This window comes from Streptomyces sp. HUAS CB01 (genome assembly GCF_030406905.1).
Lineage (GTDB): Bacteria > Actinomycetota > Actinomycetes > Streptomycetales > Streptomycetaceae > Streptomyces > Streptomyces chengbuensis.
Genome location: NZ_CP129137.1, coordinates 7859048 through 7882882 on the forward strand (window position 1 = coordinate 7859048; position 23835 = coordinate 7882882).

Annotated in this window: 19 protein-coding genes; 9 read left to right on the top strand and 10 right to left on the bottom strand. The window is 69.7% G+C overall.

The window, feature by feature from the left end:
* Positions 1–15 precede the first annotated feature (15 nt).
* Entirely contained in the window at positions 16–768 is a 753-nt protein-coding gene (locus QRN89_RS34390) for a GbsR/MarR family transcriptional regulator (RefSeq protein WP_290353970.1), read from the top strand.
* Between the two features lie 301 nt (positions 769–1069).
* Here QRN89_RS34390 and QRN89_RS34395 read toward each other — a convergent pair whose 3' ends face one another.
* Positions 1070–3025, bottom strand: coding sequence for an APC family permease (locus tag QRN89_RS34395; protein WP_290353320.1), 1956 nt, complete (start codon positions 3023–3025; stop codon positions 1070–1072).
* Positions 3026–4023: 998 nt separating this feature from the next.
* Between QRN89_RS34395 and QRN89_RS34400 the strand changes: the two genes are divergently transcribed.
* A complete protein-coding gene (locus QRN89_RS34400; RefSeq protein WP_290353321.1) occupies positions 4024–4236 on the top strand; it encodes a hypothetical protein in 213 nt (70 codons plus the stop codon).
* A 50-nt stretch (positions 4237–4286) separates the two neighbouring features.
* Here the strand turns inward: QRN89_RS34400 and QRN89_RS34405 are convergent, their stop codons facing one another.
* Positions 4287–4847: a hypothetical protein gene (locus tag QRN89_RS34405; protein WP_290353322.1), complete on the bottom strand. Its 561-nt coding sequence runs from the start codon at positions 4845–4847 to the stop codon at positions 4287–4289.
* A gap of 209 nt (positions 4848–5056) precedes the next feature.
* Between QRN89_RS34405 and QRN89_RS34410 the strand changes: the two genes are divergently transcribed.
* Positions 5057–6907: an APC family permease gene (locus tag QRN89_RS34410; protein ID WP_290353323.1), complete on the top strand. Its 1851-nt coding sequence runs from the start codon at positions 5057–5059 to the stop codon at positions 6905–6907.
* A gap of 18 nt (positions 6908–6925) precedes the next feature.
* Here the strand turns inward: QRN89_RS34410 and QRN89_RS34415 are convergent, their stop codons facing one another.
* The 4 genes from QRN89_RS34415 to kdpB (QRN89_RS34430) form a co-directional block, all read right to left on the bottom strand.
* A complete protein-coding gene (locus tag QRN89_RS34415) occupies positions 6926–9487 on the bottom strand; it encodes a DUF4118 domain-containing protein (protein ID WP_290353971.1) in 2562 nt (853 codons plus the stop codon).
* A 78-nt stretch (positions 9488–9565) separates the two neighbouring features.
* Entirely contained in the window at positions 9566–10345 is a 780-nt protein-coding gene (locus QRN89_RS34420) for a GNAT family N-acetyltransferase (protein WP_290353324.1), read from the bottom strand.
* 169 nt (positions 10346–10514) lie between these two features.
* Positions 10515–11354 (bottom strand): SDR family NAD(P)-dependent oxidoreductase, encoded by an 840-nt coding sequence (locus tag QRN89_RS34425; protein ID WP_290353325.1) that lies wholly within the window; start codon positions 11352–11354, stop codon positions 10515–10517.
* Positions 11355–11628: 274 nt separating this feature from the next.
* A complete protein-coding gene (gene kdpB / locus QRN89_RS34430) occupies positions 11629–13785 on the bottom strand; it encodes a potassium-transporting ATPase subunit KdpB (RefSeq protein WP_290353326.1) in 2157 nt (718 codons plus the stop codon).
* A 611-nt stretch (positions 13786–14396) separates the two neighbouring features.
* On the opposite strand from kdpB (QRN89_RS34430), the gene kdpF (QRN89_RS34435) reads away from it, so the two are divergent.
* From kdpF (QRN89_RS34435) to kdpC, 6 genes are all read left to right on the top strand, one after another.
* Positions 14397–14486, top strand: coding sequence for a K(+)-transporting ATPase subunit F (gene kdpF / locus QRN89_RS34435; RefSeq protein WP_242332431.1), 90 nt, complete (start codon positions 14397–14399; stop codon positions 14484–14486).
* Positions 14487–14792: 306 nt separating this feature from the next.
* On the top strand, positions 14793–15230 hold the full coding sequence (locus tag QRN89_RS34445; protein WP_356948680.1) for a sensor histidine kinase: 438 nt from the start codon (positions 14793–14795) through the stop codon (positions 15228–15230).
* A gap of 266 nt (positions 15231–15496) precedes the next feature.
* The gene (gene kdpF / locus QRN89_RS34450) at positions 15497–15586 is read left to right on the top strand and encodes a K(+)-transporting ATPase subunit F (protein WP_290353327.1); all 90 of its coding nucleotides are present in this window, start codon (positions 15497–15499) and stop codon (positions 15584–15586) included.
* Between the two features lie 4 nt (positions 15587–15590).
* Positions 15591–17255, top strand: a complete 1665-nt coding sequence (kdpA, locus tag QRN89_RS34455) for a potassium-transporting ATPase subunit KdpA (protein WP_290353328.1) — start codon at positions 15591–15593, stop codon at positions 17253–17255.
* Positions 17252–19402: a potassium-transporting ATPase subunit KdpB gene (kdpB, locus tag QRN89_RS34460; RefSeq protein ID WP_290353329.1), complete on the top strand. Its 2151-nt coding sequence runs from the start codon at positions 17252–17254 to the stop codon at positions 19400–19402. The genes kdpA and kdpB (QRN89_RS34460) overlap by 4 nt, the downstream gene beginning before the upstream one ends.
* Positions 19403–19410: 8 nt before the next feature.
* Positions 19411–20046, top strand: coding sequence for a potassium-transporting ATPase subunit KdpC (kdpC, locus tag QRN89_RS34465; RefSeq protein WP_290353330.1), 636 nt, complete (start codon positions 19411–19413; stop codon positions 20044–20046).
* A gap of 469 nt (positions 20047–20515) precedes the next feature.
* Here the strand turns inward: kdpC and QRN89_RS34470 are convergent, their stop codons facing one another.
* The 4 genes from QRN89_RS34470 to QRN89_RS34485 form a co-directional block, all read right to left on the bottom strand.
* Positions 20516–21223, bottom strand: coding sequence for a hypothetical protein (locus tag QRN89_RS34470; RefSeq protein WP_290353331.1), 708 nt, complete (start codon positions 21221–21223; stop codon positions 20516–20518).
* Between the two features lie 110 nt (positions 21224–21333).
* Positions 21334–21768 carry an SsgA family sporulation/cell division regulator gene (locus QRN89_RS34475; protein ID WP_290353332.1) on the bottom strand — a complete coding sequence of 145 codons (435 nt, stop codon included), beginning with the start codon at positions 21766–21768 and terminating at the stop codon, positions 21334–21336.
* Positions 21769–21976: 208 nt separating this feature from the next.
* Positions 21977–22339 carry a hypothetical protein gene (locus tag QRN89_RS34480; RefSeq protein ID WP_290353333.1) on the bottom strand — a complete coding sequence of 121 codons (363 nt, stop codon included), beginning with the start codon at positions 22337–22339 and terminating at the stop codon, positions 21977–21979.
* A gap of 854 nt (positions 22340–23193) precedes the next feature.
* The gene (locus QRN89_RS34485; RefSeq protein ID WP_290353334.1) at positions 23194–23817 is read right to left on the bottom strand and encodes a malonic semialdehyde reductase; all 624 of its coding nucleotides are present in this window, start codon (positions 23815–23817) and stop codon (positions 23194–23196) included.
* Positions 23818–23835 lie beyond the last annotated feature (18 nt).

Genomic DNA, 23835 nt, shown 5'->3' on the forward strand with positions numbered 1-23835 from the left:
ACCGAGGAGACCGCGATGCCGGGAGGCAGGCTCACCCAGCAGGACCGCCGGCAGATCGCGCTGGGACTGGCCGACAACCTCTCCTACGCCGAGATCGCCCGACGCCTCGCCCGCCCGACCTCGACCATCACGCGTGAGGTGATGCGCAACGGCGGCCCTACCGCCTACCGCGCCGACCTGGCCCACCGCGCTACCGAAAGCCGCACCCGCCGGCGCAGGCAGCCCGCGTCGCGAGGCACCGAGGCGTCACCGCAGGCTCACGGGCGCGACGCCGAGGCCGTGCGCAAGTACGAGGAGACGTTCACCACCGTCATGATGGCTTCGGGCCTGCCCAAGATGATGGCCCGGGTCATGGCCTGCCTCACCCTCACCGACACGGGCAGCCTCACCGCGTCCGAACTCGTCCAACGCCTGGATGTCAGCCCTGCGTCCGTCTCCAAGGCGATCACGTTCCTCGACAGCCAGGGGCTCGTCCGTCGGGAACGCGACAAACACCGCCGCGAGCGCTACATCGTCGACGACGACATCTGGTACCAGTCGATGATGGCCAGCGCCCGGTCCACCGCCCAAATCGTCGAGACCGCACGGCAGGGCGTCGGCATCCTCGGCCCCCACACCCCGGCCGCCGCCCGCCTCGAGAACGTCGCCCGCTTCCTCGACTTCGTCTCCGAGAGCATCACCCGCGCCGCCGAACAGGCTCGGGACATCCTCCACACGAAACCCGCAACGGCCCCGGACGGCACTGCCGAGCCACGCTCAGACCCCTGATCAACGAGCGTGTCGATGGTCACCGTCATGAGACGAAGCCGGCCGCGTCCTCGGGGAAACACGGCAGCCTCACGCCGGTTGCACCAGACGGTGACGGCATACGTCGCCGCCTGAGGCCATGACCGGCGCACGACGGGGGAGCTGCAGGACGGATGCGGCCGATCCGGCGCCCATCACGACTCCGCTCCGATCCCTGACACTCCCTCGACACCCGCACTCCGGGCGCCATGAGAGCCGAGAGGGCATTTCTGGGCTCCGCCAAGGGCTCTTTGCGGAGGTGCGGGTGTCCAGGTCCGGGATGTCAGCCGACGTGGACGCGGGGCCGGTGCGCCCGGTTGGGTTCAGCCTCGCGGAGTACCTCGCGGGTCACGGGGGCGACCTCGCCCTGGCCGAAGAGGAAGAAGCGGAGAAAGTTGGTGAAGGGGTTGCCCTCGGACCATTCGAAGTAGATGTGGGGGCGCTGACCGGTGGTGTCGCGTACGTGCAGGAGGAAGGCGGCCAGGGCGTTGGGGATGGAGGAGCTTTCCAGGGTCAGGACGCGGTAGCGGCCGTGCAGTACCTCGCCGCGTACGGCCAGATGCGCCTCGAACTCCGAGGGGTCGACGACGGTGACCTCGACGAAGACGAGGTCGTCCTCGGGCGGGATGTCGTTGTCGGCGCGGATCTGGTGCATCTTGTTGCGGTATTCGGCGATGTCGCGCGAGTCGGGCTCGTTGGCGATGAAGCGCGCGGTCCGATGGGAGACGTCGCGGACGAATCGTTCGGCCATGGAGTCCAGCGTCACGCCGGTGACGCGTAGCTCGAAGGCGCGGGCGAGCCGGGACGCGAGGGACAGCAGGATGATGCCGGCGATGAAGCAGGCGCCGATCTTCACGCCGTCGGGGCGTTCGATGATGTTGAGGGCGGTGGTGTAGAGGAAGACCGCCGAGATGACGGCGAAGGCGATGGTCCAGTTGCGCTGCCCGGCGCGGTGGGCAGCGATGGTCACCGCGATCGCCGCGGAGCAGATCAGGACGAGGACGCCGGTTGCGTAGGCGCCGCCCTGGGCGTCGACGTCGGCGTCGAAGATCCAGGTGACGAGGAACGCCACGAGGATGAAGACGATCACCATGGGCCGTACGGCGCGCGCCCAGTGCGGGGCCATTCCGTAGCGTGGGAGGTACTGGGGCATCAGGTTGAGCAGCCCGGCCATGGCGGAGGCGCCGGCGAACCAGAGGATGGCGATGGTGGCGACGTCGTAGACCGTGCCGAAGACGCTGCCGAGGTAGTTGTGCGCCAGGTAGGCGAGGGCGCGTCCGTTGGCCTGGCCGCCCGGCTCGAACTCCTGGTGCGGGATGAGCAGGGTGGTGATGAAGCTGGTGGCGATCAGGAAGACGCTCATGATGAGCGCAGCGGTGGTCAGCAGCTTCTTCGTGCCCCGGATGCGTCCCGCGGGCTTCTTCTCCGTATCGCCGGGTTCGCCCGCGACGTGCGGCATGACCGCGACACCGGTCTCGAACCCGGACAGGCCCAGCGCGAGCTTGGGGAAGACGATCAGTGCCACGCCGATCATCGCGAGAACGTTTCCGTGCTGGGTGGTCAGGGCGGTGGTCCAGTCGGTGACGACATGGGACTCGGTGGCGAGGTGCCAGAGACCCACCACCACGATGACCGCGTTGAGGGCCAGGTAGACGCCGACCAGGGCGACGGCGACGCCGATGGCCTCCAGGAAGCCCTTGAGGAACACGGCTCCGAGGAGGGCGATGAGCAGCAGGGTGACGAGCATCTGCTGGTCGTGCAGAAAGCCGGGTACGTGCGGGTTCTCGATCAGGTGGATGGAGGAGTCCGCCGCGGAGAGGGTGATGGTGATGAGAAAGTCGGTGGCGGCGAAGCCGAGCAGGGTCAGGACGAACAGTTTGCCCTTCCAGAACGACAGCAGCCGCTCCAGCATGGCGATGGAGCCCTGCCCGTGCGGGCTCTCCTCGGCCACCCGCCGGTAGACCGGCAAGGCGCCCGCCAGGGTGACGATCACCAGGACGATGGTGGCGATCGGTGACAGCAGCCCCGCCGCGAGCGCGGCGATGCCCGGCTGGTAGCCCAGGGTGGAGAAGTAGTCGACGCCGGTCAGGCACATGACCCGCCACCACCGCTGCCCCTTGTGCTCGTGCGCGGTCGCCGGCTCGGCGGGCGCCCCCTTCTGATGCTTGGCCATGTCAGAAAGCCCCTCCAACATCCACGCGCGAAAGCGGCCCGAGCGGGTGGGGAGGGGCGTGCCCATCGGTACTCCTGACCTACGACGACAATCCATTCCGGCCATCGCGGGAAGACGGCCCGATCAGCGTAGGCAGGACTTCCCCCCGACCTGTGCGAGCAGACGAGCCCGACAGTGCGGGCGCGAGCCTTCGGCGGGTCATGTGGCAGGGGGCTGACGGTGGGGAGAAGTGGCCGTAAAACCGCATCAGAGCTGGGCGAAACGCACCCTTGAGGCTGTCGGTGAGTGCCGCATGCGTGGCTGAGCAGGCACGCACATTCCGCTGGCCAGAAGGGTGTCAAGAAGTCGTTAGGATTACCTGGAGGGTCGCACATATGGCGCAATTGCGGCGGCACTTGTAGGGGCCTGTCGCGATGAGTTGCTCGACGAGGGAACCGTGCGCGCCGGGTCCCTCTTCCTACGTGCGCGTATGGACATGGCGCCCCGTCATCCCTTCGGACGGGGGTCTGGCGGAGCGGGTGTCGGCGAGCTTGTTGAGACGCTTCACCATTGCCGTCAGCGTCTCGTCATGGCATGCCGGGACCACGGAAGACGGAGGATGGCGTCGGCGTCGCGCCCCGGACGTCTCCCCGCCCGGGCGCTCTCCTTGCTCATTTCGAGGGATCTCATCGAGAACGTCGTCGACTGACCGGATCCGGGACGGCCTGTGCCGGGGGACCAGGCCAGTGACCTGGCCCCCCCCGGAGAGGGTCAGCCGATGTTCGGGATAGGCAGCGACAGGTGGTACGCGTACTCCTCGCCGCCGCGCAGGAAGGTGAACCGGACGAGGAGCGTACGAGCGGCGGCGGGAAGCCCGGGCTGTCCCGAGATCTCGCCCTCGGTCCGTGTGCCGTCGTGTTGCGGCGGTGTGGGGCCCGCAGGGCGGGTTGATGGCCTTGCCGTTGACGTATGCGTACGGCATCGACACCGTGACCGTCGGGCCGAGGTCGGTGCGGGCAGTGGGGGACAGCTTGAAGCCCCAGGCCAGCGTGCCGCCGGTGGCGCGCTGGAAGGGTGGACACGGCATGAGTCCAGGCACCGGTGCACAGCTTGTTCACGGGCGTACGGGCGTGGACGTCTTCGGTGTGCTGCCGGGCGAGCTCCTCCACGGTGGCGTCGTCCTTGGGCTGTGCCTCGACGAGGAACCCGCCGCCGTTGTCCGTCGGCCCACCGTCGGCCGCGGAGGCCGGGGTGGCGCCGGTGACGAGCAGCCGCAGCGGTCGGCCCGGACCGGGTGAGTCCCGGCACGGTTGCCGGGGCCGGTTGACGTCGCACCTGCAGGCGCGCGTCATTGCTCCAGGCCGGAGATCCTGAACACGGACTGGGCGGTCTCGCCGTCGATCGTCCGTGAGAGCTGGCGCAACGCCGTGGCGCCGCACAGCAGCGTGCCTCGGCCCAGGGACGTTCGGGCGCCGGCGTCCAGCAGACGCCACAGCTGCGGATTGGCGACGAGTACCTGCGGGTCCACCTCGACCCGTCCGCCCTCGATGTCGCGCAGGACCACCCGTCGCGCGACACCGTCGGACCAGCGCACAGCGATCAGCAGGTCCGTGAGCACCCTCCGCTCGCGCCACAACCCCCGCGTGGCCAGCCAGCCCGCCCCGGCGGTCACCCGCGGCGGCAGGAGCACCACGAACATCAGGATCGCGAGTCCCGTCCACACGGCGGCGCGCGACGGGGTGAGACTGCCCGAGCCTCCGTCGAGCAGCAGCAGCAGCGCGAGCAGCAGTGCGGCGCAGCGGACCGCGGCCCGTCGCTCACCGGCCCAGCCATGGTCGTAGGAGGCTCCGGACGGCTCCGGAGGTTCGGTGCCGCCACCAGCTGCAGATCGTGAGGTACGCCGTCCCATGCGGCCGACGCTAGAAGGGACGGCGCCCGGGCCGCTGGTGTGCTGACGAACCGCTGATGCGGCTGGAGCAAACCTTGATGCTCTGCTGACGGCCCTCGTCAGGAATGCGTGAAGAGCGTGCCCTTCCGTGCCAAGGATGCGCCAGGAGCGGGCGCTCACGTCCGGCGCCGGGCACACCCTGAGCGGACCTGAACAGAAGGAGTACGTGCATGTCCGCAGTGACCACCGAGGTTCTCCCCGCCGAAGGCGCCGAGGAACCCCCTGATACCGGTGCGCGCCACAAGCTGACCGCCGTCACCGGTCTCGCCGCGCTCTCGCTCGACGCGATGGCGTCGGTGGCGTACGGACCGGAGGCGATCGTCCTGGTCCTGGCCGCGGCGGGCGGCTACGGGCTCGGGTTCACCCTCCCGGTCACCCTCGCCATCGCCGGTCTTCTCGCGGTGCTCGTCGCCTCGTACCGGCAGGTCATCGCCGCCTTCCCGGACGGCGGCGGCTCGTACGCGGTCGCCAAGACGCACCTGGGCAGGCGCACCGGCCTGGTTGCGGCCGCTTCGCTGGTCCTGGACTACGTCCTGAACGTCGCGGTGGCGGTCACCGCCGGAGTCGCCGCGCTCACCTCGGCCTTCCCCGAGCTCTACGACGACCGGCTCTGGCTCTGTCTCGCGGTCCTCGTCCTCATCACCACCGTCAACATGCGCGGCATCGTGGACTCTGCGCGGGCCTTCATCGTGCCGACCGTGATCTTCATCGTCTCCATCCTGGGTCTGATCGCCGTCGGACTGTTCCGCGACGCCCCCGTCTCCACCGAGACGGCTGCGGGCCACGCGTCCGTTCTCGCCGACAACGCGACCACCGTCGGAGCACTCCTCCTCCTGAAGGCGTTCGCGTCCGGCTGCTCCGCCCTCACCGGCGTCGAGGCCATCGCCAACGCCGTGCCGTCCTTCCGCGCCCCGGCGGTGCGTCGCGCCCAGCGCGCCGAAGTCGCGCTCGGCGCGCTCCTCGGCGTGATGCTGATCGGCCTGTCCGTGCTCATCTCCCGCTTCGGCCTCCAGCCGGTCGAGGGCGTCACCGTCCTCGCCCAACTCGCTGACGCGTCCGTCGGACACAACTGGGCCTTCTACGTCGTCCAGTTCGCGACCATGGCGCTGCTGGCACTCTCCGCCAACACGTCCTTCGGCGGACTGCCCGTGCTCCTGAAGCTGCTCTCCCGCGACAACTACCTGCCGCACGTCTTCGGGCTGAAGGCCGACCGGCAGGTCCACCGCCATGGAGTGCTCGCCCTCGCCGGTGTCTCCGCCGCGCTGATCGTCTTCTCCGGCGGCGACACCAACACCCTCGTGCCCCTGTTCGCCATCGGCGTCTTCGTCGGCTTCACCATCGCCCAGACCGGCATGGTCCTGCACTGGCGGAGGACCCGTGGCCCGCACTGGGCGGGCAAGGCCCTGCTGAACGGGCTCGGCGCCCTCCTCACTGGCGTGAGCGCCCTCGTCGTCACGGCAACCAAATTCCACGACGGCGCCTGGCTGATCGTCGTCGCGCTGCCGCTGCTCGTCGCCGCGTTCGACCTGGTCCACCGTGCGTACGGGAAGCTCGGCGAGCGACTCGGGGTCGGGCGCATTCCCGAGCCACCGCGCCGGGAGCGGTCCCTGGTCGTGGTTCCCGTGTCCTCGTTGACCCGGTTGACGAGTGAGGCGCTCACCGCCGCGGTATCGCTCGGCGACGAGGTCCGCGCGGTCACCGTCTGCCATACGGACGTGGAGGACCACGCCGCCGCGGACGCGCTGGAGCGCGACTGGGCGTTGTGGAACCCGGGCGTGGAGCTGGTCCGCGTGTCGTCGGAGCGCCGCTCTCTGGGCCGTCCCATCGCCGCGTACGTACGCGGGCTGGTGGCGGAGGAGCCCGGTGCGCGGGTCACGGTGTTGATCCCCGAGGTGGAGCCGGCGCATGTGTGGCAACGGCTACTGCAGAACCAGCGGGGCGCGGTCGTGGCTCACGCCGTTCGGCGCGACACGGACGCGGTGATCTGCCGGCTGCGCTTCCGGCTGTCCGACCTGTCCTGACCGTCCAAGCGGGCGTTGTCAGTTCGTGCGGGCAGTCGCGGCCGTCGTCAGCCCCGGCGGTTCGGGCTGGACCGGTGCACGGGCGCCCGCCCGCCCGAGGGCGATGACCATGGTCAGTCCGCCGCCGGGGGTGTCCTCGGCGGTGACGGTGCCGCCCATGGCCTCGACGAAGCCCCGGGCGACGGCGAGGCCGAGGCCGACCCCGGTGCCGCGCGGGGCGTCGCCGTGGCGCTGGAAGGGTTCGAACACGGCCTCCTTCGCCTCGTCGGGGATGCCGGGTCCGCGGTCCACCACGCGCAGCTCGACCCGGTCACCGAGCGTGCTGGCGGACACCACGACAGGGGTCGCGTCCGGGCTGTACCTGACGGCGTTCTCCACGATGTTGGCGACGGCCCGTTCCAGGAGTCCGCGGTCGACGGAGACCAACGGCAGGGTCTCGGGGATGTCCAGCTCGACGCTGCCGTCCGGCACGCCCGCGAGAGCCATGGGGACGACCTCGTCGAGGCCGGTTTCGCGGATGAGCGGAGTGACGGTGCCGGTCTGGAGGCGGGACATGTCCAGGAGGTTGCCGACGAGGTGGTCGAGCCGGTCCGTGCCTTCCTCGATGCCCTCGAGGAGTTCGGCCCGGTCCTCGTCGGACCATTCGATGTCGTCCGAGCGGAGTGAGGTGACGGCGGCCTTGATGGCGGCGAGAGGGGTGCGCAGGTCGTGGCTGACGGCGGCCAGCAGGGACGTACGGATGTTGTTGGCCTCGGCGAGCCTGCGTGCCTGTTCGGCTTCGTCGACGAGACGCCGGCGGTCGAGGGCGACGGCGGCCTGAGCGGCGAAGGCGCCGAGTAGCCGGCGGTCCTCCGCGGGCAGGGGACGGCCGGAGAGTGCCAGCGCCAGGCGATCGCTGATGGGCATGTCGACGTCCGAATCCTCGGGACGGTGCACCGGGGCGGGCCCGACGCTGCCCGCGCAGGTCCACGGCTCGACCTCGCTCACGCGCTCCAGCAGGGCCACGGACTCCATGGCGAAGGTCTCCCGGACCCGTTCCAGCAGGGCGTGCAGAGCGGTTTCTCCGCGCAATACGCTTCCGGCCAGCAGGGAGAGGGTTTCCGATTCCGCACGGAGCCGGGCCGCCTGCTGTGTGCGGCGGGCGGCCAGGCCGACGACCGACGCCACGGACAGGGCGACGGCGAAGAAGACCGCGATCGCCACGATGTTCTCCGGGTCGGCGATGGTCCAGGTGTGGATCGGCGGGGTGAAGTAGTAGTTCAGCAGCAGCGAGCCCGCGGTCGCCGAGGCGAGGGCGGGCAGCAGTCCGCCGAGGAGCGCCGCGGTCACGGTCAGTGACAGGAACAGCAGCATGTCGTTGGCCAGTCCGGGCCCGGTGTCCAGGCTGGTCAGCAGCCAGGTGAGAAGGAGCGGGCCGGCCACACCGACGAGCCAGCCGGCGATGGTGCGGGAACGGCCCAGCCGCGCGCCTCGCACGGTCGGCAGGCCGCGCCCCCGCCCGGCCTCGGCGTGGGTGACGATGTGGACGTCGAGGTCGGGCCCGGACTCGCGGGCGACGGTGGCGCTGACGCCGGGGCCGAAGACGTACTGCCAGGCGCGCCGGCGGCTCACGCCGAGGACGATCTGGGTGGCGTTCACGCCGCGCGCGAAGTCGAGCAGCGCGGAGGGGATGTCGTCGCCGATGACGTGGTGGAAGGTGCCGCCGACATCCTCGACGAGCGTTCGCTGGAGAGCCAGCTCTTTCGGGGATGCGGAGGTCAGGCCGTCGCTGCGGGCGATGTAGACGGCGAGGACCTCGCCTCCGGCGCCCTTCTCAGCGAGCCGTGCGGCGCGGCGGATCAGGGTGCGCCCCTCCGACCCGCCGGTGAGTCCCACGACGATGCGCTCGCGGGCCTGCCAGGTGGCGCGAATGCCGTGCTCACCTCGGTACTGCTGGAGGTACTCGTCGACCCGGTCGGCGACCCAGAGCAGCGCCAGCTCACGCAGCGCGGTGAGGTTGCCGGGCCGGAAGTAGTTGGACAGGGCCGCGTCGACCTTGTCCGCCTGGTAGATGTTGCCGTGGGCCATGCGTCGGCGCAGCGCCTGCGGGGACATGTCGACCAGCTCGATCTGGTCGGCCCGGCGCACGGCCTCGTCGGGAACGGTCTCCCGCTGCCGAACCCCGGTGATCGACTCGACGACATCACCCAGCGACTCCAGGTGCTGGATGTTGACCGTCGAGATCACGTCGATGCCCGCGGCGAGCAGCTCCTCGACGTCCTGCCAGCGCTTGGTGTTGCGCGAGCCCGGCACGTTCGTGTGGGCCAGTTCGTCCACCAGGGCGACTTCGGGCGCGCGCGCGAGCACCGCGTCGACGTCCATCTCGGTGAAGACAGCCCCTCGGTAGTCGATCGTGCGCCGCGGGATCTGCTCCAGCCCGTGCAGCATCACCTCGGTGCGCGGCCGGTCGTGGTGCTCGACGAAACCGACGACACAGTCCGTGCCGCGCTCGACGCGGCGGTGCGCCTCGGAGAGCATGTCGTACGTTTTGCCGACGCCCGGTGCCGCACCGAGATAGATCCGTAGTTTGCCGCGACCCATGATGTCGATCTCCATGGCAGAGACAGCGGAGGTGTGAATCCCACCTCCAGTCTGCGCCTCGGCCGGGCGATCGAAGGATCAGGCAGCGGTCCGTCGCGTGTCCTGTGCACTGGGCCGCCCTGCGGCGTAGTGGACGTATTCGCGCTCCAGTCGGAAGCCCGCGGTCCAGGCCAGCAGCCTGCTCGGGCGGTTGTCGCGCGAGCAGGTCCAGCTGGCGCGGTGGCCGCGCTCGGCGATGTCCGCGCAGAGGGCGGTGACGCAGGCGAGGGCGAGATGCCGACGGCGGTGCCCCGGGGCGGTGACGCAGGCGATGTCCTCGAAGGCGCTGCCGAGGAAGAAGGTGCAGGCCACGGCGAGGATGTCCTGTCGGTGGAAGGCGGCCCAGCCGAGACCGGAGGAGGCGAGGCCGAGCGGTCCGTCCCACGTCCCGTGGATCCACGCGGTGTCCGAGGGCAGCGAGGCGAGTGCCGGGGCGTCCTCGGGAGCCAGGCGCCGCACGCGCACTCCCCGCGGCAGGCGCGCGGCGGTGGCGGGCTCGCGATGTACGTACAGCATGCGTTCCCACGGCAGGACCCGGTCGAAGGCGGCCCCGAGGACCGGCAGAAAGCGGCCAGGGGTTTCGATGTAGTGCCCGGAAAGCGGGGCGAGGCACTCGGGCGTGAGGGCCCGCGGGTCGCCGCGCAGCAGCGCATGGTCGGCGCAGCTGACGGCGACGGCGCGCGGGCTGCTGGCCCGGTCGGCCCACCAGGCGCCGGTGCCGGTGGCCAGGACGTGTTCGGGAATGACGGCCGGGCCGGCTGCTCCGGCCGGGAACCACCTCGAAAGGGACGGCAGCTGGTGGTTCGGAAGCGGGATCACGGTCTCCCTCCGGATCGGATCGGGGCTGGGTCGGTGCGGGGGCGGGCCTGGTGGAGGGCCGCCCCCGCGGGGGTTCAGCGCTGGCCGGCCTTGCGGCCGTGGTTCGCCTTCTTCTTGCGGCGGGCCTTCTTCTTGCGTGCGCGCTTCGACATGGAGGTGCAGATTCCCTTCAGGCGGAGTGGCCGACGAGGACGTCGGCGAGCTTGTTGAGGCGCTTGACGGTGCGCTCCTCGGTGGCGCCGGGTGCCGGGTCGACGCGCTGGTCGCGGTCGTAGTAGGCGCCGTTGACGAGCTCGACGAACGGGTCGCACAGCCGCACGATGTGGGCCGCCCCCGCGGCCGGGGTGGCGCCTTCGTGGGCGTAGAGCGGGAGGAGCGCGGTGTCGCAGATGCCGGGGTGGACGGAGACGGCGGTGACGCGCGGGTCGGCGGCGAAGACGGTCAGCGCCAGTTGCGACTGGGCGTAGGCGGCCAGCCGGGAGTAGCGGCGGGCGCGGTTGGGGTCGCTCCACTGGATCGAGCCACTGCGGTGCAGTGAGGAGGACACGTTGATGACACGGCCGCCCGGGTCCTCCCCTCGCGCTTCGCGCTGGGGGTACCCCATGGTCAGCGCCCGCTCGAGGAGGCTCGTGAGCAGGTAGTGGGCGAGGAAGTTGACCTGGAAGGCCAGTTCGTTGCCGTCGGCGGTGACGGTGTGGCGCTCGGGCGCGGCGATGGCGGCGTTGTTCACGAGGACGTCCAGGCGCGGATGTTCGGCGACGACGCGCGCGGCCATCGCCTCGACCTCTTCCAGCCGGGCGAAGTCGGCGGCGAACGCGCACACGCGCTCGGCGGGGATGCCGGCCGTGGCGACGAGTGCGTCGGTGGCGGCCTGGGCGTCCTCGGCGGTGCGGCCGTGGACGAGCACGGTGGCGCCGCGCGCGGCGAGCTGCTTGGCGGTCTCGTAGCCGATGCCTGAGGTGGCTCCCGTCACGAGCACAGTGCAGGAGGAAAGGGGGAAGTCAGACATGATCCATCCATGAGAGATGCGGGTATCAAGAAGGGGCGCCGGACCAGGTCACGGCGCCCCGAAGGCAACGGAACACGCGTCAGCGCGAACGTCTCGGTGTGAGGAGGTCGTTCAGGCGGGTGTTCCCGGGCAGCGGGGCACACGACGGAGCGCCGGATTCGGCGGCCGGTCGAGAAGGAGCCACTCGCTGTTCACAGCTCCCATCGAACCCGCACCCGATCGCCTGGACAAGCTCAGCGGCCTTTCCCTGACGGTCCCCTGACGAGCGGACGGCTCAACCGCCCAGTCCTGGAACCGTCGAGATCAGCAGGTCGATCAGCTTGATGCCGACGAAGGGAAGGACCAGGCCGCCGAGCCCGTACACGGCCAGGTTGCGGCGCAGCAGATCGTGGGCCGAGGCCGGGGTGTAGCGCACGCCGCGCAGGGCCAGCGGGATGAGCGCCACGATGATCACTGCGTTGAAGATGATCGCGGAGGTGATCGCCGAGGTCGGACTGTGCAGGCCCATGATGTTGAGTGCCTCCAGGCCCGGGTACGTCCCCGCGAACATCGCGGGGATGATCGCGAAGTACTTCGCGACGTCGTTGGTGATGGAGAAGGTCGTCAGCGCTCCGCGGGTGATGAGGAGTTGCTTGCCGATCTCGACGATCTCGATGAGCTTGGTCGGGTTGGAGTCGAGGTCCACCATGTTCCCGGCCTCCTTGGCGGCCGAGGTACCGGTGTTCATCGCGACGCCGACGTCCGCCTGCGCAAGCGCCGGGGCGTCGTTGGTGCCGTCGCCGGTCATCGCGACGAGCTTGCCGCCGGCCTGCTCGCGCTTGATGAGCGCCATCTTGTCCTCGGGAGTGGCCTCCGCGAGGAAGTCGTCGACGCCGGCCTCGGTGGCGATCGCCTTGGCGGTCAGCGGGTTGTCGCCGGTGATCATCACCGTACGGATGCCCATCCGCCGCAACTGGGCGAAGCGTTCGCGGATGCCGTCCTTGACGACGTCCTTGAGGTGGATGATTCCGAGCACCCGCGGCCCGTCCCCGTCGTGCACGGCTACGAGCAGCGGCGTACCACCGCTCGCGGAGATCGCGTCGGACCAGGTGCGGGCCTCGTCCGGCACCGCCCCGCCGTACATCTCCACCCAGCCGATCACCTGCGCGGCCGCGCCCTTGCGGATGTGGCAGGCAGCCCCGTTGCTCCAGCGCAGATCGATGCCGCTCATCCGGGTCTGTGCACTGAACTCGACGAACCGGGCGTTCGCCAGCTCCCCTTCGGCCGGGGCGCGCAGCCCGTACTTCTCCTTCGCCAGGACCACCACCGAGCGGCCCTCCGGAGTCTCGTCGGCGAGCGAGGACAGCTGTGCGGCGTCCGCCAGGACGAGCTGGTCGGCACCGGGCATCGGGATGAAGCCCGCCGCCTCGCGGTTGCCCAACGTGATCGTGCCGGTCTTGTCGAGCAGGAGGGTGTCGATGTCCCCCGCCGCTTCGACGGCCCGTCCTGACATGGCGAGGACGTTGCGCTGGACGAGCCGGTCCATGCCCGCGATGCCGATCGCCGACAGCAGCGCGCCGATCGTCGTGGGGATCAGCGTCACGAGCAGTGCGACCAGTACGGTCGTGGACTGCGCGGCGCCCGCGTGGCCCGCCATCGGCTGGAGCGTGACGACGACCAGCACGAAGACGACGGTAAGGGCCGCGAGCAGGATGTTGAGCGCGATCTCGTTCGGGGTCTTCTGCCGGGACGCGCCCTCGACGAGCGCGATCATTCGGTCCAGGAAGGAGTGACCGGGCCGGGAGGTGACGCGTACGACGATCCGGTCGGACAGCACGGTCGTACCGCCCGTCACTCCCGACCTGTCTCCGCCCGACTCCCTGATCACCGGTGCCGACTCCCCGGTGACGGCGGATTCGTCGACGGCCGCGATGCCGTCGACGACGTCGCCGTCCGCGGGGATCAGCTCACCCGCCTCGACCAGGACGAAGTCGAAGAGCTGCAGATCGGTCGCGGCGACGGCCTCCGTCGCGGCTCGGTCGAGGTCGGTACCGTACCGCCAGTGGCGCAGCCGGAGCGCGACCGTGTCCGTGCGTGCCCGGCGCAGCGACTCGGCCTGCGTCTTGCCGCGGCCCTCCGCGACCGCCTCCGCCAGATTCGCGAAGATCACGGTCAGCCACAGCCAGACGCTGACCACCCAGGTGAAGACGGACGGATTGAGCAGCGCTGAGAGCGTGGTGAGGACCGAGCCGGCAGCCACGACGAACAGCACCGGGTTTCTGACCAGGGCCCGCGGATGCAGCTTGCGCAGGGCATCCGGGAGGCACTTCACCAACTGCACGGGATCGAGCAGGCCGCCCTGCGCCGAGCGTCGGCGCGATGGCCGGGGTACGGCGGACCGGGGAGGAACGGAGGGGGTCGTGGGCGCCTGCTGGGGGGCGGCGGGATGCATCGCGGAGACCTTCTGGTGGGCCCGGCCTCCCGCGCGGCGGGGGCGGGGAGTGCCGACATGGCGACCGCCGAGCCTTGCCGGTGCCGAGAGCTCCCGGCACCGGCAAGGCGTGTGGGCCCGGCAGCAGTGCTTGCGCGAGGCCACGGCAGCACGACAGGCGTGCCGCGTGTGACCTCGCGGCCCGGGGACGGTCATGCCACTGACGTCCACAGCCCTGAGCGGCCGAAGGAAATCTAGCCCCGCTCCCGGCGCCCCACCGCCGTCGGCCGAGGAATTGACGGCCTTCTGACGGATCTGCGACATCGCTCGTCCCTCGTCGTCAGGAGGGCGACAAGGAAATCCGAAAGCACGTCAGAAGAGCGTCGGGGCACGCCGTGAACGACTCGGACGCTCCGCATCCCGCCCTCTGATCACACGTGAGGGGCTCCGGACGGCCCACCACCCCGGCAAGCCCCCAACCCGCCGACAGCGGACCCGTCAAAGCAGCGTCAGCATCCTTCCGATCGGCGCCAAATGGTCGTCAAGGCGGCTGTCCGCGATGCCCTTGCGGCCTTTCCCTGTGCGACGAGGGCCAGGCCAAGGGGCCGGCCGCCAAGAGGAGTTGATCGTTGATGAGTGTGGAGAACGTGGTGGGGCTCATCGTCGCCGTCTGTCTGCTCGGCTATCTCGTGGCCGCCCTGATCAACCCGGAGAAGTTCTGAGGCTCGACGAACCGCCGGGCGTATCGCTGAGCGGGCCACGATCGCGTACCGCGGCCGAACGTAGCCGGAGCCCGACGTGGACGCCGTGCTCCGGCGACGTCCCGAGGTGTTCTGGTCGGCGAACTCGCCCGTGCGAACGTTCCCGGCAGCCGCAACGCAAGGCGCCGGCGGGACGTGGAGGAGTTGCCGGCCGCCGTGATCCGGGCGGCGCGGCGGAGGCGGGCAACTCGCACGCGGCTGTCGGTCGCCCGCGGAGGAGGTCCTGCCCGCGGTCCTGGACACGCTGCCGCGGAGGTCGCGCCGCCCGTGGGCCAGGAGCTGGACGAGAGCCCGCCCCTGCTCGCCGATCCACCGCCGCTGGAGCGGGTGATCGCGGAGCTGGTGAGCAACGCCGCGCGGTACGCGCCCCCGGAGCATCCGGTGCTGATCACCGCGAGCGCGCTGGCCGGCCAGGTCGGGCTGGGGATCGCCAGCCGGGGCCCGGACCTGCCCCCGGAGGACCGCCGGCGGGCCTTCGAGCCGTTCCAGCGGGACGGAGACACCGACGACACCACTGGTATCGGCCTCGCCCTCGCGCCGGCCCGTGGGCTGACCGAGGTCATGGAGGGGTCACCCCCGGAGGACACCCCCCGGAAGGGGCCTGACCATGGTCTTCTCGCTGCCGTTCCCCGGGATTCTCGCCGTGCACCTGCCCGCAGCGCCGTGATACGCGGTGCGGAGTGCGGCCCGGTCCGCGAGGGCTGACGGCGTCCAAAAGGGCAGGCGCGGAACGAGCCGGGGAGGGTCCCGCCGCTTGGTGCAGAGGGCCGTACGAGTTGCGTAAAGAACGCCCGGGAGACCGTAAGAGGGCCGTTAACGGAAGCCGCGTCGTGGCTGAAAGCCGGTTACCTCTAACCGTCCGACAATCCGTACCTCACCCAGGAGCTCACGATGGCCGATGTGGCCTTCGTCGTCACCACGATCGCGGTCTTCGCGCTGGTGGCTCTCATCGCCAAGGGGGTGGCGAAGCTGTGACTGCCGAGAACATCGTCGGCCTGATCGTGGCCGCCGCCCTGCTGGGCTATCTCGTCCTCGCCCTCGTCAAGCCGGAGAGGTTCTGAGTCGATGAGCCCCGTTCTTGCTGACGTGCTCCAGGTAACGGCGCTGATCGTGGCGCTCGCTCTGGTGCACCGCCCGCTCGGCGACTACATGGCCCGCGTCTACTCCTCCGAGAAGCACCTGCGGGTGGAGAAGTGGATCTACCGCGCGGTCGGCGCCAACCCGAACGCGGAGATGCGCTGGCCCGCCTATCTGCGCGCGGTCCTGGCCTTCTCCGCGGTGGGTGTGCTCTTCCTGTACGTGCTCCAGCGCGTCCAGGACAAGCTGCCGCTGTCGCTCGGCTTCGCGCCGATCACCGCGGACCAGGCGTTCAACACCGCCACGTCCTTCGTCTCCAACACCAACTGGCAGTCGTACTCGGGTGAAGCGGCGATGAGCCACGTCACCCAGACCGCCGGACTGGCCGTCCAGAACTTCGTCTCCGCCGCAGTCGGCATCGCCGTCGCGGTGGCGCTCGTGCGCGGCTTCGCCCGCTCCCGCACCGGTGAGCTGGGCAACTTCTGGGCCGACCTCGTCCGCGGCCTTGTGCGCATCCTGATACCGATCTCGGTGATCGCCGCGGTCCTGCTGATCGCGGCCGGCGCCATCCAGAACTTCGGCGAGATCCACCAGCTCACCACGGTCACCGGGGAGACCCTGTCGATCAGCCCTGGTGCGGTCGCCTCCCAGGAGGCGATCAAGGACCTGGGCACCAACGGAGGCGGCTACTTCAACGCCAACTCCGCCCACCCGTTCGAGAACCCCAACGGCTTCTCGAACCTGCTGACGATCTTCCTGCTGCTGGTGATCCCGTTCTCGCTGCCGCGGACCTTCGGCAAGATGGTCGGCAGCGTCAAGCAGGGCTACGCGATCGTCGCCGCGATGGGCCTGATCTGGTTCGCCGGCGTGGTCCTGGTCACCTGGATCGAGTACGCCCACCCGGGCACCGCCTCGCAGATCGCGGGCGGCGCGATGGAGGGCAAGGAGCAGCGCTTCGGTGAGGGAGCGTCCTCGCTGTTCGCGGTCTCCACGACCATGACATCCACCGGTTCGGTCAACTCCTTCCACGACTCCTTCAGCGGGCTCTCCGGTGGTGTGCTGCTGCTGGGCATGATGCTGGGCGAGATCGCACCCGGCGGTGTGGGCTCCGGCCTCTACGGCATGCTGATCATGGCGATCATCGCGGTGTTCATCGCGGGCCTGATGGTCGGCCGTACGCCGGAGTACCTGGGCAAGAAGATCGGCACCCGCGAGATCAAGCTGGCGGCGCTCTACATCCTGGTCACCCCGGCGCTCGTGCTGATCGGCACCGCGGTCGCGATGGCGACCGGAAACGGTGAGTCGTCGATGACCAACGTCGGCGCGCACGGCTTCTCCGAGGTCCTGTACGCCTACACCTCCGCGTCGAACAACAACGGCTCCGCGTTCGCCGGCTTCGCCGCCAACACGCCGTTCCACAACACCGCGCTGGGCCTGTGCATGCTGCTGGGCCGGTTCCTTCCGATGGTGTTCGTGCTGGCGCTCGCGGGCTCGCTCGCCGAGCAGAAGCCGATTCCCGCCACCGCCGGCACCCTGCGCACCGAGAAGCCGCTGTTCACCGGTCTTCTCGTCGGCGCGATCCTGATCATCACCGGTCTGACCTTCTTCCCGGCCCTGGCACTGGGTCCGCTCGCCGAAGGGCTGGCGTCATGACCACGAACGTCAAGAAGCACGAGGACCCCGTGTCCCAGACATCCACTCCCACACTCGCTCCCCATCAGGACGCGCCCACCGGGCACAAGCCCGACGGCAGCGGCCGGGTCGGCGCGGGCCTGTTCGACCCCAGGCAGCTGGTCAAGTCCTTCCCGGACGCGATCCGCAAGCTCGACCCCCGGGTGATGATCAAGTCACCCGTGATGTTCGTGGTGCTGGTCGGCTCGGTGGTCACCACCGTGCTGGCGATCAAGAACCCGACGGACTGGTTCGGCTGGGCGATCGCCGTCTGGCTGTGGCTCACCACGATCTTCGCCAACCTGGCCGAGGCCGTGGCCGAGGGCCGCGGCAAGGCGCAGGCCGACACCCTGCGCAAGGCCAAGACCGACACCGTCGCCCGCCGGCTGGCCAAGGACGGCAGGACCGAGGAGCGGGTGCCCGGTACCGAGCTGCGCATCGGCGACCTCGTTGTCTGCGAGGCCGGCGACATCATCCCCGGCGACGGTGACGTCGTCGAGGGCGTCGCCTCGGTGGACGAGTCCGCCATCACCGGTGAGTCCGCCCCGGTCATCCGCGAGTCCGGCGGCGACCGCTCGGCCGTCACCGGCGGTACCAAGGTGCTGTCCGACCGGATCGTCATCAAGATCACGACGAAGCCGGGGGAGACCTTCATCGACCGGATGATCAACCTGGTCGAGGGTGCCGCGCGCCAGAAGACGCCCAACGAGATCGCGCTGAACATCCTGCTTGCCTCGCTGACGATCGTCTTCCTGCTCGCGGTCGTGACGCTGAAGCCGTTCGCGATCTACGCGGGGGCGGACGAGCAGACCTCGATGATCGTGCTGACCGCGCTGCTGGTCTGCCTGATCCCGACCACCATCGGCGCACTGCTGTCCGCGATCGGTATCGCCGGCATGGACCGCCTGGTGCAGCGCAACGTGCTCGCGATGTCGGGCCGCGCGGTCGAGGCCGCCGGTGACGTGTCCACGCTCCTGCTCGACAAGACCGGCACCATCACCCTCGGCAACCGCCAGGCCGCCGCGTTCGTCCCGGTCAGCGGCACCACTCAGGCGGAGGTAGCGGACGCCGCGCAGCTCTCGTCGCTGGCCGACGAGACCCCGGAGGGCCGCTCGATCGTCGTCCTCGCCAAGGAGAGGTACGGGCTGCGCGAGCGTCACCAGGGCGAGCTGGCCCAGGCCACCTGGGTTCCGTTCACCGCCCAGACCCGGATGTCGGGTGTGGACGTCGACGGCAGGAAGGTCCGCAAGGGCGCGGCCGGTTCGGTCATCACCTGGGTCAAGGAGCAGGGCGGCGAGGTCGCGGACGATGCGGACACGCTCGCCAACAAGATCTCGGAGGCGGGCGGTACGCCGCTGCTCGTCGCCGTCGAGGACGGCAAGGGCGCCCGTGTGCTGGGTGTCATCCACCTCAAGGACGTCGTCAAGGACGGCATGCGGGAGCGGTTCGAAGAGCTGCGCCGCATGGGCATCAAGACCGTCATGATCACGGGTGACAACCCGCTGACCGCCAAGGCGATCGCCGAGGAGGCGGGCGTCGACGACTTCCTCGCGGAGGCCACTCCCGAGGACAAGATGGCGCTCATCAAGCGCGAGCAGGCCGGCGGCAAGCTCGTCGCGATGACGGGCGACGGCACCAACGACGCCCCGGCCCTCGCCCAGGCGGACGTCGGTGTCGCGATGAACACCGGTACCTCGGCCGCCAAGGAGGCCGGGAACATGGTGGACCTCGACTCCAACCCGACCAAGCTCATCGAGATCGTCGAGATCGGCAAGCAACTCCTCATCACCCGGGGCGCGCTGACGACCTTCTCGATCGCCAACGACGTGGCGAAGTACTTCGCGATCATCCCCGCGATGTTCGCGGTCGCCTACCCGGGCCTGGACAAGCTCAACATCATGCAGCTCGCCTCGCCCGAGTCCGCGATCCTCTCCGCGGTCGTCTTCAACGCGCTGATCATCGTCGCCCTCGTGCCGCTCGCCCTCAAGGGCGTGCGCTACCGGCCGACCAGCGCCGACAGGATGCTCCGCCGCAACCTCGGGATCTACGGACTCGGCGGCCTGGTCGCCCCGTTCATCGGCATCAAGATCATCGACCTGCTCATCTCCCTCATCCCTGGCATCGGGTGACGCCCACCATGAACAACTCCGTATCCAACACCGCCCGCCTGGTGTGGGCAGGGCTGCGCATGCTGCTCGTCCTCACCGTCGTCACCGGAATCGTGTACCCGCTCGTGGTCACGGGCGTCGCGCAGGCCGTCTTCCCCGACAAGGCCAACGGCTCGATCGTCAAGGTCGACGGCAAGGGGGTCGGCTCCGAGCTCATCGGGCAGAACTGGAACCTGCCGAAGAAGAACCCGGACGACGAGAACGAGGTCGCCCGGCCGGACCCCAAGTGGTTCCAGCCGCGTCCCTCCAACAGCGGCTACGACCCGCTGGCCACCGGCTCCAGCCAGCTCGGCGCCAGTGATCCGACCCTGACGAAGACGGTCGCGGACACCAAGAGGGCAGTCGCCGCCTTCAACGGGGTGCCCGAGTCCGAGGTCCCCAAGGACGCGGTCACCGGCTCCTCCTCCGCGATCGACCCGCACATCTCCCCGGAGTACGCGCAGATCCAGGTCAAGCGTGTGGCCAAGGCCAACGGCCTTGACGACGAGCAGGTCGAGAAGCTGGTCGAGGACCACACCGAGGGCCGGACGGCCGGCTTCCTCGGCGAGCCGCACGTCAACGTGCTCATGCTCAACCTGGCACTCAAGGAACTGACCAAGGGCTGAGCCGTGAGGCAGACGGACGGGAGCCGGCGGGCCGAGGGAGGTCCAGGGCCCGCCGGCTCCCGTTCGGCCGCATCCGTCACGAGAGGAAGGCACCACGCCGATGACCGGGGTGCTCGATCCGGGTCTGCCCGGCATGGACGGCGTCGATGGCATCAAGGCGCTCAGGGGGATGGAGCCGGGCGCCGATCGTGGTGCTCCCCGCGCGCAGTGGTCCGGAGGACAAGATCCGCGCCCTGGACGCGGGAGGGCGCCATCATGGGCCGGGATCAGGGGACTTCGGGGCGGCCGCTGAGGGTCTGGTCCTGCCCGGAATGTCTCTGGCTTGCTCAACGGTCCGGCCGATCGCACGGCCGGTCGGCGCAGCAGGCGCCGCCAGGCCGTCCCATGCCGTCGCAAGCCGCGGAGAACCGACGAAATGCGCTGGTCAGGCGTCGCTCCCGCCGTTCGGTGACAGGAACATCCTCCCGACCTACGGGTCCGGATCGGTCTTGCCCTCGTCGCTCGGCGAGTCTCGCCGCTTGACCTCCCCCTGCGCGGAAGGACCCTTCTCCTGCCCCTCCAACAGATCCAGGAGCGCAGCGTCTGCCTTTTTCCGGTCTTCCTTCGTCAATTCGAGAGGAGCGTTGTTGTAGACGGTGTACCGGTCGGGAAAGATGATGTTGGTAGTCCTCAAGGTGAACGTCAGAAGCGAGCGCCAGCCCTTTCGGTGACCGACCCTCGCCTGGATTCGGACCTTGTAGTCACGGGCCTCCGGAACCAGCCCGGTAAACGGCGCCTCGAACTCGATGAAGAGTTGTTTCGCTTCTCTGCCCCCCACAACGAATCCGGCCGGCAACTTCGGTTCCTCGTCCGGCCCGGGTTGGAGACGGGATGGTGAGGACGTCCACAGGAGTGGCAGATGCGAGGCGGGCTCGTCGGGGAAGCTCAGCATGAGATCCTGCACGACGATCGGCTTGGCGCCGGTGTTGTGAAGGACGAGCGGAAGCCGCAGGCGAACCATGGAACCGTGGCAGATCGCGGCAAAGGAATGAGGCTCCCACGTCTCCAGGCGCCCCTGTCTGGCGTTGAGCCACCAGAATGAGGCGACGGTGAAGACCAATGCACTGACCGATACAACGCTGGCGGCAGAAAGCGACGAGGACGCGATCTGATCAGCGGCGGCCATCAGCGGAAGCACAAATTCAGTGTGCCAGCCTCGGGGTGGGCACGCTAACAGGACTCAGTTGCGCCGGGCCCCGGAGCGAACCAGCCTCCGACGAGGGGCAGCCGGGCCGCCGTCATCCTCACCTACCGCCCCGGCGAGCCTTCGGCAAAGAGGTGCCTCAGCAGCGCGTCCGAGTCGATGTGGTCGGACTCGGATCCTCTGGGCACGAGTGCCTCCGTCTCGTGCAGGAACCCCCTGATGTCCTGTGCCGTGGCTTCGAGCAACGCCGCACCGTCTGGCGGCTTGAGGACGATGTACACGGCACCGCGGTCGCGCTCGCCGGCCGGCCATATCCGAACGTCTCCCTCACCGACGGGGCCTTCCAGGCCGTCGATCAGCAGATCGCGTCCGATGATCCATTCCACTGCCTCGTCGCTATCGTCCGCGGTGAACGCGACACGAACGGCATAAGGATCACTGGACTCGTACCGCAGCCTCATGCACATGGACAGGGACATCTCCTGCGAGACGACAAGCTGTACAGGTAGACCCCGTATCACGGTTCCGATTGACTTCATGGGTTCGCTCCTGGTGCCTCGATCCGTGCGGGGACGGCTGCGGCGGGACCGGTGGCGGACGGCACGAGAGCGCTCACAGGAGCCGCACCTCGTGCCGTCGCCAGGGTGTCCGGCCGGTCGGCAGGAGCAGACGTAGCCACCGCTGACGGCCGGGGGGCATCACAGGGATGCAGGCAACCTCGGTTGCCGGACAAGAGGCAGGTTCGTGTCAGTGGCCACTGCCCTGCCGGTCGTGGTTGTGGTTGCCCCCGCCGTCACGGTCCCCGCCATGGCCGCCCCACGAGGAGCCGGTGTCCTGGTCCGCGCGGTGGCCGTCACCACGGTCCCAGCGGTGGCCATGGTCGTAGCCCGTGTGGTCGTGGTCCGCGCGGTGGCCGCCACCACGATCCCAGCAGTGGGCGTGACCGCCGCCCCAGCGGTGGTTGTCGGCCTCGGCACTGACGGTCGGCCGCGGGGCGTGCCCGGACGTCGGCGTCGCAGCCGCCGCGGTACCTCCGGCACCGACAACGGCTCCGCCTGCCACGGCCATGGAGGCAAGGGCGACACACACACGCTTCGTGAAGCTGCTCAAGGGTCTTCTCCTTCGGTTCGGAGCAATCCGCCGTCGCGACGGGTGCTCCTGTCACTGGTGCGTTCGTGGGGCGCTGTGCGAATGCAACGGCATTCGCCACCCTTCGCGGACTCAGTCGGCTCTGCACTCTGTCGCCGAGCGCGAAGAGAGGTTGCCGTCACATCAGGGTCCCAAGGTTCCGTACGTCGTACGGAAACTTCTCTTCGAGTAAACCATACGATGTACGGAAGCGCGAGTGCGAAGTTCCAGGCCCACCGGATCCGCAGGCGTTCCCTCCCCTGGATCGCTCCAGACCCGGCATGGCACACGACGCTGTCGAGCCTTCTCGACGAACTGCTCAACTCGCGCCGGCGCCCGGGGGAGCACGGGCTCCGCGCCACTCGGTCCCCTCCCGCCCGTCCCTCCGTCCTCGCGGCCGCTTGCCGAGGCGCGCGGGGCCGGCAGCGCCACCGTTCACACTCTGGTGCTCCGCCTGCGGCAGTTGATCGAGGAACCGACGTCAGTCGGCCCCCAGGCCCACCGGGTCGAGGGCGCCGACGACCCGACCCGATGCGTGAGTGCTGGTACCGACCGATATGACGGACGGGGGCCCGGATCCGGATCCGGATGATGTCGCCGGTGCCGGGCCGTCAGACGACGTCGTACCGCCACCGGGAGATGCCGGATACGGCCGCTACGAGGACGGTCGCTTCCGGAAGGTCCATCACCGCCACCTCGGGCAGGGGCGAAAAAATAGGGGGCGCCGGTGCTCAGGAGAGCACCGACGCCCACTGCAGGGCACCTCTCACCTCTACGCCGAACGCGCTCGGGGGCTCGGACGTCCCATCCCGCGCGACCAGGAGGCGGCAGCGCCGTCACGCATAGGCGACGGCGTCCTCGACGGGCACGCGGGGCAACCGCGGGAACCACGGGTCGTCACCGGGGTGGCCGATGTTGACCACCAGATGCGAACGCCAGCTGGTATCGGCGAAGAACTCCTCGTCCACGCCGGCCTTGTCGAAGCCCGCCATGGGACCGGCCGCCAGCCCCGCTGCGCGCACCGCGAGCAGGAAGACCCCGGTCTGCAGTGCCGAGTTGTACGCCGCGATGCTCTCGCGCTTCTCGATCTGGCCGGCGAACGCCGCTCGCAGCATGTCGCCGCGGGCCGGGAAGACGGTCGGCATCTGCTCGTGGAAGTCGACGTCGTACGCCAGGATCGCCACGGCCGGCGCTTGAAGCGTCTTGGCCCTGTTGCCCTCGTCGAGATGCCGGACCAGCCGCTCCTTGCCCTCGCGGGTGCGCACGAAGAGCACGCGCAGAGGCTGGCCGTTGGCGGCGCTCGGTGACCAGCGGGCGAGTTCCCAGATCATGGCGAGTTCGTCGTCGGCGACGGCCACCTCGGCAAAGGTGTTCGCGGTGCGGGCCTCGGTGAACAGCACCTTTCGCCCGACGTCGTCGAGGGCGTCGAGGGCCTGCGGTTCGCGGTCGGTCGTGCTCATGGTTTCTCTCTTGCTTCC